Below are 14,798 nucleotides of genomic sequence, written 5' to 3'. Positions count from 1 at the left end.
GGAGGCCGATGTCGATCGTCTCGGCGCGCAGGGCGGCCAGTTGCGGTGCCGTGGTCATCTCCCTGATGTCCAGGTGGACCTCGGGGTAGTGCTCGCGGTGGGTGCGCAGCAGGCCCGGCAGGACGGTGAGGGCGAGGGAGGCCGCGAAGCCGATGCGGAGGGTGCCGGTGCGGCCGGTGGCGACGGCGCGGGCGGCGGTGAGGCCGTCCGTGAGGGCGGTGAGGGCGTGGCGGGCGGCCGGGAGCAGGGCCTGACCGGCGGGGGTGAGGGCGATGCGGCCGGGGGTGCGGGTGAACAGGGGGTGGCCGACCTTGGCCTCCAGGCGGCGGATCTGCTGGCTGAGGGGCGGCTGGGCGATGCCGAGGCGGGCCGCGGCGCGGCCGAAGTGGAGTTCTTCGGCGAGGACGGTGAAGGCGTGCAGTTGGGGGAGGGGGAGTTCGGGGCGCTCCGGGTCTTCGGCGGCCATATCTCCAGGGGTATCACGGGGCCGTCGGAGAGGTATTAGACGTATGCGTGCGCGCGACCTAGCGTTCCGGGCATGACGGAGCGGCAGGTGGTGCGGCGGGCGGTGCTCAGCGGGTCGACCTTCGAGGAGGAGATCGGGTACGCGCGTGCCGTGGTCGACGGGGACTGGGTGCATGTGTCGGGGACGACCGGGTTCGACTACGCGTCGATGACGATCTCCGAGGACGTGGTGGAGCAGGCGGAGCAGTGCCTGCGGAATGTGGGGGCCGCGCTGGCGGAGGCGGGCAGTTCGTTCGCCGAGGTGGTGCGGGTGCGGTATCTGCTGCCGGAGCGGGCGGACTTCGAGCCGTGCTGGCCGGTGCTGCGGCGGTACTTCGGTCAGGTCCGGCCGGCGGCGACGATGATGGTGTGCGGGCTCGCGGATCCTCGTATGAAGATCGAGATTGAGGTGTACGCGCGCAGGGGAAATGGCACGTGTGTCTGATCTTCGGATTGTTCCGGTGGACGGCGAGGCCATGCTGGTGGAGTGGCGCCACGTCCACAACGTGATCGTCCCTCCCGCGGCCATGGATCTGAGTGAGGTGCGCAGGCGCAGCAGGCGGTACCGGCTGCGGAACGCGTACGTGGGTGATGTGCTCGTCGGTTGTTCGACCGTGCGGCCGCCGGAGGGCCGGGACGCGGTGGCGACGGTGGTCGCGCGCGTGCTGCCCGAGTACCGGGGGCACGGGTACGGCACCAGGCTGTTCCGGCACGGGCTCGCGTACGCGCGCGTGCTGGGTGCCAAGGCGATCGAGACGTGTGTGGCGGCCGACAACGAGGACGGGCTGCGGTTCGCGAAGGCGCGCGGGTTCGTCGAGAAGAAGCGGTACGTGGCGGACGGGGGGCCGGATCTGTGGGTGGATCTGCGGTTGGCGTAGGCGCACCTCGGCCCGTACAACGATTCCTTCAATCTTGGGGAACTCGGTGTGTGCTGGGTCACGTTCCAGTTAGATGATTGCAAGTGAGCGAACCGACGTGGAGTACGTACGGACGCGGCTTGGCAGGGGGTCCAGGTGAGTGCTTCCCGGCGTAGTGGGACCACCGACGAGCTGGGACCGGACGAACCCGAGCGGGACGGTCCGGACGGTTCGGCGGCTTCGGAGGGTTCGGCAGGCGGCTCCGATCTGTTGGCAGCGCTGCTGGACGGGATGGACGCGGCCCTGTGCGCCTTCGACGGGGACGGGGTCGTCACGCACTGGAACCGTGAGGCGGAGCGGATCCTGGGCTGGACCGCGGCCGAGGCGGTGGGCCGGCACGGGTTCGCCGGGTGGGCGGTGCGTGAGGCCGACGCCGAGGAGGTGGAGGGGCGGCTGATGTCCGCCATGGAGGCTCCGGGGCGGCAGGTGCACGAGTTCGCGCTGCTGACGAAGGACGGCGGGCGGGTGCTCGTCCGTACGCAGTCGGCGGCCGTTCGAGGGCCCGACGGGAAGCCGGCGGGGGTGTACTGCGCGTTCAGCGAGGTGCACGCGCAGATCGATCTGGAGCGGTCGATCGCGTTGAGCGAGGCTCTGTTCGAGGACGCGTCGTGGGGTGTGGTGCTGGTCGACGCGGATCTGCGGCCGGCGGTTGTGAACGCTCACGCGGCTCGTGCGCTGGGCATCGGGCGTACGTCGGTGCTGGGGCGGCCGCTGGGTGAGCTGCTCGCGCAGGGTGTCGAGGAGTTGGAGAGCGCGCTCACGCATGTCCTGGCGGAGGGTGCGCCGCCGGCGCCGGCGGAGATCTGGGTGAGTGTGCGCACGCCGGACGGTGAGCGGCGTCGCTGCTGGCGGTGCGGTTTCGTACGGCTGGCTTCGCCGCTGGCGGAGGAGCCTGTTCCGCTGGGGGTGGGCTGGCTCTTCCAGGACATGACGGAGGCGAAGCAGGCGGAGCAGGAGGCCGCGATGCTGCGGTTCCGCGCGAATCAGCTGCACCGTGCCGCACGGGCCGCCGCCGAGTGCGAGGACCCGGCGGAGGCGGCGACGGTGCATCTGGACTTCGCGCTGGCCGGGTTCGCCGATCATGCGCTGATCGACCGGGTCGCGGGCGGTGCGGTGGCCGATACGGCGGGCGGGGAGGCCGAGGATCCCGTACGGCTCGTCCGGGTCGCCGTGACACCGTCCGGTGCGCCGGGTCCGAGCCGGCTCGGCGGGGAGGCCGGGTTGCCCGTGCGGTACGCGGAGGGGCATCCGGCGTTGCAGTGCGTGGCGCGGGCGGGTTCGGTGCGGGCGGAAGCGGGCGATCTGCCGCCGCAGCGGGCGCGCGAGTGGGCCGTGGCCCGCCAGTGGCCGGCCGACGCGGTGCACGTGCTGTGCGCGGTGCTGCGCAGCCGTGGCCGGACGCTGGGCGTCGTGACGTTCCTGCGCGGCTCGGGCCGGACCGCTTTCGGCCGCGGCGACGCCGTGTACGCGGAGGACGTGGCCGTACGGATCGCTTCGGCGCTGGATCTGGCGGGGGCTGTGGAGCGGGAGTAGGCACGGCCGACGCGGCCTTCGGCGCCGGTGTGGTGCTGCGCCCGTCCCGGCTCAGTGCCGGTGGAAGATCCGTCCCGGCTCAGTGCCGGTAGAAGATCCGGTCCCCGTACTTCTCGAACACGCGGGCGTTCCAGTCGTGGCCGCCGTCCACGTTGCCCGAGCGCAGGAGCGGGGGCTCGATGCCGCGGCCGGCCAGGGAGGCGGCCGCGGTGGCCATGACGGCCTGGAGGAGGGCCGAGGTGACGACGGTGGACGCGGGGGCGAAGGGGGCGGGGATGGTGTCGAGGGTGAGTTCCGCGTCGCCGATCGCGATCCTCGAGTCGAGGACGATGTCGCAGTGGTCCTTGAGGTAGGTGCCGGAGGCGTGCCGGGACGTCGTCTGCGAGGCGTACGCCACCGAGGTCACGCCGATGACCTTGATGCCGCGGGCGCGCGCGGCCGTCGCCATCTCCACGGGGAGGGCGTTGCGGCCGGACAGGGAGATGATCACCAGGGCGTCGCCGTCGCGGAGGGGGGAGCTGTCCAGGACCACGCTCGCGAGGCCGTCGACGCGTTCGAGGGCGGAGCCGAGGGTGGCGGGCATGACGTCGACGCCGACGACGCCGGGCACGGCCAGCAGGTTCATCAGGGCGAGGCCGCCCGCGCGGTAGACGATGTCCTGGGCGGCGAGGGAGGAGTGGCCCGCGCCGAAGGCGAAGAGCCGGCCGCCGGCGGTGACCGTGTCGGCGAGCAGGGTGCCGGCCGCCTCGATGTTCTCGGCCTCCTCGTCACGGACCCGCTGGAGCAGGCCGATCGCGGCGTCGAAGAACTGGTCGGCCGGCGTGCTGTCGCTCATGCGGTGCCCTCCCGGGTCGCGGATGCGAATGTGTCGCGGATCACCGTGCGGTCTGGACCAGTGCGGTGTCAATACGGTGCGTGTGCCCGTGACGCCTGTGCGGGTTCGGCGGGGTGGGCGCAGCGCCCGCGGCGGGTCGCTGCCGGTGGCGAAGGGCCGTCGCCGGCGGTCGTGGGGCCGGCGAGGTGCGGCCATATAACCCCCTGGTTCCAACGGCTCGGCACGGTTGTCAGTTGTATCCGGCAGAATTGACTGCAGGGCCAGCGCACGCGCCGCGGAGCTGTCTCGCTTCCGGCTGAGCTAATCGCAGAGCTAATCGAGGGGCACGTATGTCCGGACTGATCGACACCACGGAGATGTATCTCCGCACCATCCTCGAGCTGGAGGAGGAAGGTGTGGTCCCCATGCGCGCCCGGATCGCCGAGCGGCTGGACCAGAGCGGACCGACCGTCAGCCAGACGGTGGCGCGGATGGAGCGTGACGGGCTGGTGTCCGTGGCGTCCGACCGGCACCTGGAGCTCACGGACGAGGGGCGTCGGCTGGCCACCCGTGTCATGCGCAAGCACCGTCTCGCCGAGTGTCTGCTCGTCGATGTGATCGGGCTGGAGTGGGAGCAGGTGCACGCCGAGGCGTGTCGCTGGGAGCACGTGATGAGTGAGGCGGTGGAGCGGCGGGTGCTGGAGCTGCTGCGCCACCCGACCGAGTCGCCGTACGGCAACCCGATCCCCGGTCTGGAGGAGCTCGGCGAGAAGGACGGCGCCGATCCGTTCCTGGACGAGGGCATGGTCTCGCTGGCCGACCTGGACCCGGGTGTCGAGGGCAAGACGGTCGTCGTGCGCCGCATCGGTGAGCCGATCCAGACCGACGCGCAGCTGATGTACACGCTGCGTCGGGCGGGCGTGCAGCCCGGCTCGGTGGTGAGCGTGACCGAGTCCGCGGGCGGAGTGCTGGTGGGCAGCGGTGGTGAGGCGGCCGAGCTGGAGGCGGACGTCGCCTCGCATGTGTTCGTCGCCAAGCGCTGACCGGCGGCAGTTGTCCATCTCGAGTTCTCTCCCGTGTAATTCCCGGTAAGGGAGCGGGAGTTGTGGTGATCCGCCGATCTCCTCCATTCCAAGATTCAGTGCGCGGAATCGCAGCGCCCGGCGGATTCGCGTGCGAGGCTGTCGCGTGAGGCATATGACCTGAGGGCTCTTGGCCGTGACGGACAGTGATGCGTCCGGCCTGGGAGGGGGCGCGAGGATGTGCCGTGAACGTGGAGAGGGCCCCGGCGCCGTGCGGCGCCGGGGCCTGTCCTCCCCTGTGCTGACCCGGAGCCCCGAGCTCCCAGGGTCATCCCCTTCGGACCGGTTTCCCCGAGCGGTCCGCCTCCCGGTGAAGATCTCCCCTCGACGATGGCGATCAATCCTTGGAGGGGGTCACTCGAATGAGGGGTGTTGCCTGCGGGACCCGTTTTTTCGAATAGGAGTTCGATAGTCTGCGGGTGACAGGTCAGGCGGAACGTGCGCTTCAGGATTGTGCGCATAAGATCACGTCAGACACACAGGACATGCACATCGCGTGCGGGGGCATCCACGACACGTGCGGCGCAGGTGACGCAGGTGTCGCACGGAGCTCACGGAAGCGGCGGCAGATACGGCAGGCACGGCAAGCAGGACGCGGATGACAGGACCGTCCGACTCGCGCGGTCCGAGCGGAGCTAGGGGGGCCAGACCGATGGCGCGGCGCATCGACGTGACCGGGACCGGCGGCGTACGTCTCGCGGCCTGGGAGTTCGGCGACCCTCCCAAGACCGACCCCGCAACCGAGCACGACGGCCGGCCAGGTGTCCTGTTACTGCACGGCCTGATGGGCCGCGCCTCGCACTGGGCCTCCACCGCCCGCTGGCTCTCCGAGCGGCACCGCGCCGTTGCCCTGGACCAGCGTGGACACGGCCGCAGCGAGAAGCCCGCACAGGCCGCCTTCACCCGTGAGGCCTACGTCGACGACGCCGAGGCCGCCCTCGAACAGCTCGGCCTCGCCCCGGCCGTCCTCATCGGCCACGCCATGGGGGCGCTGACGGCCTGGCAGCTCGCCGCGAAGCGGCCCGATCTGGTGCGCGGCCTGATCATCTGCGACATGCGGGCCTCCGCGCTCGGCGCGGCCTCGCAGCGGGAGTGGTCGGACTGGTTCAAGGCCTGGCCCGTCCCCTTCGCCACGCTCGCCGACGTACGCCGGTGGTTCGGGGAGGACGATCCGTGGGTCGAGCGCCCGAATCCGGCTCGGGGCGAGTTCTACGCCGAGGTCATGCACGAGTGCGAGGACGGGTGGCGGCCGGTCTTCGTGCCGGACCAGATGCTGCGTTCCCGGGAGACCTGGGTGTACGACGCGCACTGGGAGGAGCTCACGCAGGTGCAGTGCCCCACGCTCGTCGTGCGCGGGCTGGACGGTGAGCTCGGGCGGGCCGAGGCGCAGGAGATGGTGCGGGTGCTGCCGCGGGGGGAGTACGCGGAGGTGTCCGACGCGGGGCATCTCGTGCACTACGACCAGCCGGAGGGGTGGCGGGGGGCCATCGAGCCGTTTCTGGACGCGGTGCGGGCTGGGTGACGGCGGGCGCCCATGAGCTCGGTGGGTGCTGGGTGTCGGCGGGGCGCCCATGAGCTCGGTGGCTGCTGGGTGACGGCGGCCGCGGGTTCGTCGTGGCTTGTCGCGCAGTTCCCCGCGCCCCCAGGCGAAGGGCGTTGCAGGGCCGCACCTCGAAGCGGTCCCGTCAGACGGAGGGGCGCTGTGGGGCTCCTGTGACAGTAAGTTCTGTCAGCCCTTGCTGACTGCTGTCAGGATCTCCGGGAGGCGGGATGCCGTGCGTGGGGCCGCCAGGTGCAGGCCCACCAGGGTGATGGCCGCACCGTAGAGGGCCCCGCCGGGCAGCAGCAGCCAGGTCCAGTCGTCGCCGCCCTCGCTGACGTTCAGCCAGATCGTCAGCGCGAGCACCGGGGCGCACAGCAGGGCGGCCGCGATCATGCCGCCGAAGATCGAGATCCAGGCCAGCCCCGCCTGCCCCGGGGCGACGTTCTTGTAGCCCTCCTGCGGGATGGAGTACGGGAAGCGGGCCGATGTCCACGCGCCGGTCGCCAGCATCGCGCCGAGCAGGGCCAGCGACAGACCCAGCACCTCCGGCAGCTTGGGCCAGTCGCCGAGGAGCGCCGTCGTCAGGACGGTGACCAGAGCGGCGTACGGCAAGGTGATCACCAGCAGGGCAAGGGCCCGGCCGCGCAGCTCGACGTAGGCGTCCCGGGGCGAGGAGATCGTCATCGCGACCATCCAGAACGCCGAGGTGTCCTGCCCGAACTGGTTGTACATCTGGATGCCGAGCATCCCGGCGGCGAAACAGGCGAAGTAGATCGAGCCGGTGCCCTGCAACGCGTTGAACAGCGGCACGATCAATCCGATGGCCAGCGAGGTCACCCAGGCCGCCTTGGTCTTCGGGTCGCGCCACACATAGCGCAGACTGCGCTCCATGACGGTGCCGGTGCGCCCCGCCGGAAGCAGCCGGGAGAGCCCGGTCCGGGTCCGCTCGCGGACGGAGGAGTCACCGGCCGCCTGGAGGGTGGAGCCGTCCGGGGACGTCATCAGCCGGGTCAGGTGACGCGACCACATGGCGATCAGGCCGAGCAGCGCGCCCGCGCTCAGCGCGAGTTGCAGCGCGCCGGCCCCGTACGACCCCTCGCTCACCGACCGCACCGCTGCGATCGCGGACGCCGGCGGCACCCAGCGCAGGACGTCCGCCGCCGGGTCGAGCGGTTCGAGACCGGAGGCGCCGAGCCGCTGCGCCCCGAAGTTGACGAGCTGCGCGCCGATCGCGATGACCAGCCCGCTCAGTACGGCCAGATCGCGGCCCTTGCGGCTGGTCAGCAGCCGGATGTTGGCGACGGCGACGGCCCGCGCGAGCGCCACGCACACCAGCAGGGCCAGGACGACGGCCACGACGGCGACGACGCAGGCCGCCCCGCCGTGCGCGAGGGCGATCACCGAACCCGTGAACAGGCACAGGGTGAACAGCGGGCCGATGCCGACCAGGGAGGCCACGAGCAGGGCCCGGACCAGCGGACGCGGACGCAGCGGCAGCATCACCAGCCGTGTCGGGTCGAGCGTCTCGTCCCCGCCGGGGAAGAACAGCGGCATCACGGCCCAGCCGAGCGCGAGGACCGCGACCAGGATGACGACCACCGTGTCGGCGTGCGCGTTGCCCCGCAGCATGATCAGGCCCAGGAGCTGCAGCGCGGCGAACAGCAGGGCCGCCACCGCCGAGGCGATGTACGCGGCCCGCCGCCCGCCGGACTGGCGCAGTCCGTTCCTGAGCAGCGACAGCTTCAGCCGTACGAAGACGCCCGTCACGTCGGTGCTCATCGCGCCCCGCCGCCCAGCCAGTCGAGGTCGGAGGCGGCGGCGTCGCGGCCGTTCGCGCCGACGAGTTCGAGGAACGCCTGCTGCAACGAGGTGGCCTCGCCGCGCACTTCGGTGAGCGGTCCGTGGGCCCGGATCCGTCCGGCGGCCATGACGGCGACCCAGTCGCACAGCGACTCGACGAGCTCCATGACGTGGGAGGAGAAGACGACGGTCGCGCCGGAGGCGGTGTAGCACTCCAGGACGCCGCGGATGGTCTGCGCGGAGACGGGATCGACACCCTCGAACGGCTCGTCCAGGAACAGCACTTCGGGATTGTGCAGGAGCGCCGCCGCGAGCCCGATCTTCTTGCGCATGCCGGTCGAGTAGTCGACGACCAGCTTGTGCTGGGCGCCCGCCAGATCGAGTACGTCGAGCAGCTGCGTGGCCCGCTTGTCGACCTCGGCCCCCGGCAGCCCGCGCAACCGCCCGGTGTACGCGAGCAGTTCCCGCCCGGAGAGCCGCTCGAACAGCCGCAGCCCCTCGGGCAGCACCCCGATCCGTGCCTTCACCTCGACCGGGTCCCGCCAGACGTCGTGCCCGACCAACTCGACGGACCCCTGATCGGGCCGCAGCAGCCCGGTCACCATGGAGAGCGTGGTGGTCTTCCCGGCACCGTTCGGACCGACGAGCCCGATGAACTTGCCCGCGGGCAACTCCAGATCGATGCCCGCGACAGCGACCTGCTGCCCGAACCGCTTCCAGAGCCCACGCACACTTACGGCCGACGTCATGAACGCCAACCCTAAGGGGCGCGGGGAACTGCGCGACGAGCCACGGCGAACCCGCGGTCGCCGACGGTGAACGCGTGGCAGATCGACTGGCCCTACCGGTCCCGCCCACACGCATAGGCGAGCGGCGAGATCAACTCCTCCGCGTCCGGCAGCCACCGGTTCGCCGGCGTCGGCCGGCAGGCCCACTGCACGGCGCCGCGGGACCCGAACCGCGTGGGCGGCCCGGCGACGTACGCGCCCTCGCCGAGCGCCACCAGATCCAGCGAGCCGACCGACCAGCCCAGCTTGCGCACCAGTTCGGGCACCTTCACCGCCGCACCCGGCAGCACCAGGAAGTTCATCCGGCGATCCGGGGTCAGCGTCACCGGCCCCAGCGACAGCTCCATCCGCTCCATCCGCGCCAGCGCCAGGAACCCGGCCGTCTCCGGGACGGAGATCGCGTCGAAGGTGCGGCCCGTCGGCAGCAGGATCGACGCGGTGGGCTGCTTCTGCCACATCCGCCGCGCCACGGTCGCGCTCCCGGTCGCCTGCGTCGCCCAGTCGGGGCGCGCGGGGTGCGCACCGGGCGCGGGGCAGGCGGCGTCGCCACACGAGCAGTACTGCACGCCGTCGACGGCTTCCAGCCACGTCCCGGGAAACACGTCCCAGTGACGCTCCTCGGCGTAGCGAACGGCGGTCTCCAGCAGCGTTTCGCCGCGCTGCTTCGGAATCTGTGCGGCTTCGGTGGCCGGGATCGTCTCTTCCACGCCCAACACAACTCCCGCACCCACCTCCGGTTACGGGCGTCGCGCGCGCGGGGGAGGAGCATTGATTTCTCATCTGGGGCGCATGGGTGCATGTGTGGGGGCGCGCGGGAGGATCCGCGGCCGGGGGTGGGTAGCCCACTGTGGGGTCGGCTTCCGCCTTTACCCCGGCAATCCTCACAAGCCTCGCATTTTCGGTATGCCGACGGGGCATTGATCTTCACGGCCGGATCCTTGCGGTGCACAGCCAGTGCCCCCGGCCCGGATTCGGCGGTGGAAGACACGTCAACTCGGTGCGTGGGCAGGCACCGCAGCCACAGGGGGTACGCCATGGCCGCAAGGCCTCTCGTCGCGCGACAGCCGAACGAACGGCTGCAGGCGCTCATCCAGGAAGCGGGCTGCTCGAACGCCGGGCTGGCCCGCCGGGTCAACATGTGCGGCGCCGAGCACGGCCTCGATCTGCGCTACGACAAGACGTCGGTGGCGCGTTGGCTGCGTGGACAGCAGCCGCGGGGAAGGGCACCGGCGATCATCGCCGAGGCGCTGGGCCGCAAACTCGGCCGTACGGTCACGATCGACGAGATCGGCATGGCCAACGGCAAGAACCTCGCGTCCGGCGTCGGCCTCCAGTTCTCGCCGACGGTACTGGGGGCCATCGAGCAGGTGTGTGAGCTGTGGCGCAGTGACGTGGGCCGCAGGGACTTCCTGTCCGGCTCGTCCGTCGCCGCGTCCGCGCTGGTCGAGCCGAGCCGTGACTGGCTCATCTCGTCCCCGGACTCGCAGGTGGCCCGCTCGGCGGGGCCGCGCGTGGGGCAGTCCGACGTGGCGGCCGTGCGCGCGATGACGCAGGCGCTCGTGGACCTGGACCACCAGTACGGCAGCGGGCATGTGCGCCCGGTCGTCGTGCACTACCTGAACAGCGTCGTCTCCGGGCTGCTGGCCGGCTCCTACCGGGAGGCGATCGGGCGGGAACTCTTCGCGGCCGTCGCGCGGTTGACCGAGCTCGCCGGATACATGGCCATCGACACCGGCCAGCCGGGGCTCGCCCAGCGCTACTACATCCAGGCGCTGCGCCTGGCACAGGCGGCGGGCGACCGCGGGTACGGCGGCTATGTGCTGGCCGCCTCCATGAGCCACCTCGCCGCGCAGCTGGGCAACCCGCGGGAGATCGCGCAGCTGGCACGGGCGGCGCAGGAGGGAGCACGGGGGCGCGTGACCCCCCGTGCGGAGGCCATGTTCCACGCGGCCGAGGCGCGCGGGCACGCGCTGATGGGCGATGCGCGGGCCGCCCAGCTGGCGTCCGGGCGCGCGGTGGGCGCGCTGGAGTCGGCGGACGCGGAGTCCGGCGACGACCCGGCGTGGATCAAGCACTTCGACGAGGCCTATCTCGCCGACGAGTTGGCGCACTGCCATCGCGATCTCGGCCAGGCCGAGGCGGCGGCACGGCGTGCGGAGGAGTCGCTGGCGGGGCTTCCGGAGACGAAGGCACGGCGCCGGGCCATCGGCTATGTGTTGCTCGCCACAGCTCAGGTGCAGCAGCGCGAGGTCGAACAGGCCTGCCACACCGGGCTGAAGGCCGTCGAGCTCCTGGAGACCCTGCGGTCCAACCGGGGAGCCGAGTATCTGGAGGACTTCCAGCAGCGGCTGGAGCCGTTCCGGGACGAGCCGGTGGTCAGGGAGTTCGGGGCGCGTCTGGATCTTCAGGCGGCTGCGTGAAATCACCGGGCACCTGCGGGTGAACGGCGGGGAAAGGAAGGTGCCGGTGAAGGAAGGGGACGCATAGAGCCGTTGGGGGACCGGAGTGTTAGCGCCGTCACAGGGAACCCGGTCACGTCCTGGGCTGCGTAGCACCGGCTTCGGCGGAGCCGGTAGCGTGAGCCGACGATTCACAAGGTCCCCCATTAGTAGGAGTCCCGGTGACGCAGAGTGGACGGAGCGAGGAGCCCTCGGCGCGGCCCGCGCGGGAAGGCATCGTGCTGCCCTCAGACGGTGGTGAGCCGCTGCTGCCGGGTATGACGGGTGGCCAGGGCGGCCGGCCGACCTCGGTGCCGGCCACGCCGCCGGCCGCACCCCCGCCCTCGGCGCCGCCGGGCGGCCAGGCCTGGGGCACGCCCTGGGGACCCGAGCAGAACCAGCCCGCGCAGGCCGCCGCACCGGGCCAGGCCTGGGGCGCGCAGCCCGGGCAATCGTGGGGCCGGCAGGATCAGCAGCCCTCGCAGGGCCATCAGGCGTATCAGTCGCCTCAGCAGGACCACCAGGCGTACCAGTCGCCTCAGCAGGACCACCAGGCCTACCAGTTGCCGCAGCACGAGCAGTCGTACCAGCAGCCGTCGCCGGCCCCGTGGGGTGCGGCGCCGGAGGCCGGCGGGGGCCTGCCGTCCCAGCCGATGCCGCAGGACGGCGCGTTGTACGGCGGCGGGGCGCACGGTCCGGCGTCCGGTGCGCCGTCGTACGGCCAGGGCGCCGTGGCCGGTGGCTCCCCGATGCCGGCGCCGCAGTCGGCGTACGGGCACGGCGGGTCGCCGTCCGCGCCGCTGCCGCCCGAGGGGCAGCACGGGCAGGGCGGTGCGCTGCCGCCCGCCGCGCCCGCCGGTGCCGGTGGCTTCGACGAAGGTGCCACGCAGTACATACCCCCGGTCGCCGGTGCCCCCATGGGCGCCGACGACCAGGCCACCCGTTTCATCCCGCCCGTCGCCGCGGACGAGGGGGCGACGCAGTTCATCCCGCCGGTGGGACCGGGGGCGCTGCCGCCCGAGGTGTCCAGCGAGCACACCCAGGTGCTGGGCCGGGCCCGGCAGACCGGCGGCGCCGGTCCGATGCCGCCGGTCTCCGGGGGCGACGCCGACGCCACGCAGTACATCCCGCCCGTGACCGGCGGGCCGGGCGGCGGGGAGCGCCAGCCGCTGTCCGACTTCGACAACCTTTTCCGCAGCGAGCCGGCCGGCCAGGCACCGGCCGGTGCCACCCAGCAGCTCCCGCGGTTCCAGCAGCCCCAGCCGCAGCAGCACCCGCACGAGCCGGCGTTCTTCCCGCCCGGCGGCCACGGTGGGGACGACGACGGCGGTGGCCGGGGCGGCCGCGGGGGCCGTTCCGGATCGAGGCTGCCGCTGATCGCCGCCGTCGGTATCGGCATCGCCGTCCTCGGCATCGGCGCGGGCGCGCTGCTCGCCGGTGGTGGCGGGGACGACGACAAGAGCGCCGACAACCAGCCGGTCTCGGCCACGGCCCCGGCGACCGAGGGTTCCGCCTCGCCGTCCGCCGACCCGGCCGAGCAGCAGGCGGTCGCCCTGGACAAGCTGCTCGCCGACAGTGGCGACAGCCGTACCGCCGTGATCAACGCGGTGGACGACGTGAAGTCCTGCGACAACCTCGGCAACGCCGCCCAGGATCTGCGGGACGCGGCCGGGCAGCGCAGCAAGCTGGTGACCGACCTCTCCAAGCTCTCCGTCGACCAGCTCCCGGACCACGCCGCGCTGACCACCGCGCTGACCAAGGCGTGGCAGGCGTCGGCCTCCGCCGACAACCACTACGCGGCCTGGGCCGACCAGGTGTCCGGCAACAAGAAGCTGTGCAGGAAGGGCCAGGCCCGCTCCACCGGCCAGACCCAGGCCGGCAACCGCGCGAGCGGCACGGCCAGCGAGCAGAAGAAGACCGCCGCGGGGCTGTGGAACGCGATCGCCAAGAAGTACAACCTGACCGAGCGCCAGCCGACCCAGCTCTAGTACGGGCCGTGGACGCCGGCCGCCCGCGGGAAGCGCGGCGGCCGGGCCCGGCGGTCAGTTCACGTCGGCGCTCTGCAGCGTCTTCGTCACGTCGATGAAGCCCTTGCGGGCGGCCACCAGCCGGCCCTCCCGGACGACCTGGAGGGTCACCGCACGGTTGACCAGCCGGGGGAAGCCGACTCCGGCCAGGACGTCCTGGAACTTCCAGCGCAGGGTCGGCGTCAGGCCGCCCGTGGGGACCTTCAGGCCCCCGTTCAGGGCGCCCCGCACGGAGTCGGCGGTCACCGCGCCGTCGCCGAGCGACTCGACGACCTTCTTGAGCACGGTGTACGCGATCCACGTCGTCTGCACCCCGGCGTCCGCGGGGTCGATGCGATTGTCGCCGAACGCCTGCTCGCTGATGACCTTCTTCATCGGGTCCCAGCGCGGGTCGCTCGCGACCGGGTACCAGCCGGTGATGTACGAGCCGTCGTACGTCGAGGCCCCGCCGGTCGCGTTGATCACGGTCTGGTCGACGCTGCCGAGGACGGTGGCGGTGCGCACGGTGGGGTAGTCCTCGCGGGCGCGCCGGAAGGAGTCCATGAAGGTGCTGGTGCGGTCGCCGAGGGCGGGCACCACGCAGCCCTTCTTGGCCGTCTGGCCGGTGGCGGAGTAGTTCAGGGCCCGCGTCGACTGCGCGTCGTACGCGGTCGCGTCCTCGTCGGCCAGCTGGTCGTCGGGGGCGGAGTGCCCGCCCGAGCGGAGGCCGGAGTCGAGCAGCGGCGGCAGTTCGTCGCCCGCGATGGTGTCGGGCCGCACCAGCGCGACGGGGCCGCAGCTGCGGGCCAGCTCGCGGCCGAGGCCGGCCAGGAGGGTGGGCTGGCCGCCGTTGACGGGGTAGGAGAGCGGGCTGGTGAACTCGGCGTTGGTGACGCCGTAGCCGCCTATGTACGGGATGCCGGCGCCCTCCAGGGAGGGCAGGAAGGTGTCGCCGTACTGGCTGTAGGAGCCGACGACGGCGGCGACGTTCTCCTCGACCGCGCGGTCGGCGCACTTGGCCGCGGCGACGCTGTCGTTGTGGTCGTTGCAGGTGATGACCTTCAGCGTGCGGCCGCCGAGGCCGCCGTGGGCGTTGACCCAGCGGGCGTACGCCTGCGCGAAGGCCGGCATGCCGGGCTTGTTGGTCGCCTTGGTGTCCTGGGGAGCCCAGGTCATCACCGTGATCGTGTCATCCCCGGAACCCCCCGTGGTACCAGGGATGACACCGCATCCGACGGCGAGTGACGCACACGCCACCACTGCTGCCGTCGAGCGGAAGCCCGCTCTGACGGCCCGGTTGGTGATCATGGGGAGGAGAGTGCTGCGCATGCGTGGCCTGCCGGTCATGGACACGCACGATTCCGCCACACAAC

General features: G+C 72.1%; 13 protein-coding genes. 7 read left to right on the top strand and 6 right to left on the bottom strand.

The genetic code is table 11. The features are described 5' to 3' along the window. Positions 1-466 (bottom strand): LysR family transcriptional regulator (locus tag ACGFW6_RS26595; protein WP_393514735.1); only part of this gene is annotated, 466 nt, incomplete at its 3' end. A gap of 72 nt (positions 467-538) precedes the next feature. Between ACGFW6_RS26595 and ACGFW6_RS26590 the strand changes: the two genes are divergently transcribed. The 3 genes from ACGFW6_RS26590 to ACGFW6_RS26580 all read left to right on the top strand — a co-directional run bounded on the left by ACGFW6_RS26590 (position 539) and on the right by ACGFW6_RS26580 (position 2,954). Further along, on the top strand, positions 539-949 hold the full coding sequence (locus ACGFW6_RS26590) for a RidA family protein (protein ID WP_393514732.1): 411 nt from the start codon (positions 539-541) through the stop codon (positions 947-949). Next, entirely contained in the window at positions 942-1,382 is a 441-nt protein-coding gene (locus ACGFW6_RS26585; RefSeq protein ID WP_393514729.1) for a GNAT family N-acetyltransferase, read from the top strand. The genes ACGFW6_RS26590 and ACGFW6_RS26585 overlap by 8 nt, the downstream gene beginning before the upstream one ends. 135 nt (positions 1,383-1,517) lie before the next feature. Then, positions 1,518-2,954 (top strand): PAS domain-containing protein, encoded by a 1,437-nt coding sequence (locus ACGFW6_RS26580; RefSeq protein ID WP_393514726.1) that lies wholly within the window; start codon positions 1,518-1,520, stop codon positions 2,952-2,954. 79 nt (positions 2,955-3,033) lie between these two features. Here the strand turns inward: ACGFW6_RS26580 and ACGFW6_RS26575 are convergent, their stop codons facing one another. Continuing rightward, positions 3,034-3,789 (bottom strand): SIS domain-containing protein, encoded by a 756-nt coding sequence (locus ACGFW6_RS26575; protein WP_393514723.1) that lies wholly within the window; start codon positions 3,787-3,789, stop codon positions 3,034-3,036. 329 nt (positions 3,790-4,118) lie between these two features. On the opposite strand from ACGFW6_RS26575, the gene ACGFW6_RS26570 reads away from it, so the two are divergent. Then, positions 4,119-4,811 (top strand): metal-dependent transcriptional regulator, encoded by a 693-nt coding sequence (locus ACGFW6_RS26570; protein ID WP_004000347.1) that lies wholly within the window; start codon positions 4,119-4,121, stop codon positions 4,809-4,811. A gap of 691 nt (positions 4,812-5,502) precedes the next feature. Continuing rightward, positions 5,503-6,372, top strand: coding sequence for an alpha/beta fold hydrolase (locus ACGFW6_RS26565; RefSeq protein ID WP_393514720.1), 870 nt, complete (start codon positions 5,503-5,505; stop codon positions 6,370-6,372). A 207-nt stretch (positions 6,373-6,579) separates the two neighbouring features. Here the strand turns inward: ACGFW6_RS26565 and ACGFW6_RS26560 are convergent, their stop codons facing one another. The 3 genes from ACGFW6_RS26560 to ACGFW6_RS26550 all read right to left on the bottom strand — a co-directional run bounded on the left by ACGFW6_RS26560 (position 6,580) and on the right by ACGFW6_RS26550 (position 9,697). After that, positions 6,580-8,172 (bottom strand): transporter, encoded by a 1,593-nt coding sequence (locus tag ACGFW6_RS26560; RefSeq protein WP_393514717.1) that lies wholly within the window; start codon positions 8,170-8,172, stop codon positions 6,580-6,582. Continuing rightward, the gene (locus tag ACGFW6_RS26555) at positions 8,169-8,942 is read right to left on the bottom strand and encodes an ABC transporter ATP-binding protein (protein WP_393514714.1); all 774 of its coding nucleotides are present in this window, start codon (positions 8,940-8,942) and stop codon (positions 8,169-8,171) included. The genes ACGFW6_RS26560 and ACGFW6_RS26555 overlap by 4 nt, the downstream gene beginning before the upstream one ends. Positions 8,943-9,034: 92 nt before the next feature. Next, positions 9,035-9,697 carry a bifunctional DNA primase/polymerase gene (locus ACGFW6_RS26550; protein ID WP_393514711.1) on the bottom strand — a complete coding sequence of 221 codons (663 nt, stop codon included), beginning with the start codon at positions 9,695-9,697 and terminating at the stop codon, positions 9,035-9,037. Positions 9,698-10,015: 318 nt separating this feature from the next. Here ACGFW6_RS26550 and ACGFW6_RS26545 point away from each other — a divergent pair, with 318 nt between their 5' ends. Both ACGFW6_RS26545 and ACGFW6_RS26540 read left to right on the top strand, forming a co-directional pair. Further along, a complete protein-coding gene (locus tag ACGFW6_RS26545) occupies positions 10,016-11,401 on the top strand; it encodes a transcriptional regulator (protein ID WP_393514708.1) in 1,386 nt (461 codons plus the stop codon). Between the two features lie 200 nt (positions 11,402-11,601). Then, positions 11,602-13,407: a hypothetical protein gene (locus ACGFW6_RS26540; protein WP_393514705.1), complete on the top strand. Its 1,806-nt coding sequence runs from the start codon at positions 11,602-11,604 to the stop codon at positions 13,405-13,407. Positions 13,408-13,461: 54 nt separating this feature from the next. Here the strand turns inward: ACGFW6_RS26540 and ACGFW6_RS26535 are convergent, their stop codons facing one another. Next, the gene (locus tag ACGFW6_RS26535; RefSeq protein WP_393514702.1) at positions 13,462-14,772 is read right to left on the bottom strand and encodes an ABC transporter substrate-binding protein; all 1,311 of its coding nucleotides are present in this window, start codon (positions 14,770-14,772) and stop codon (positions 13,462-13,464) included. Positions 14,773-14,798 lie beyond the last annotated feature (26 nt).

Source organism: Streptomyces sp. Y7, assembly GCF_043195415.1.
Lineage (GTDB): Bacteria > Actinomycetota > Actinomycetes > Streptomycetales > Streptomycetaceae > Streptomyces.
The sequence above is the reverse complement of the archived record's forward strand: the minus strand, read 5'-3'. Positions and strand labels throughout refer to the sequence as shown.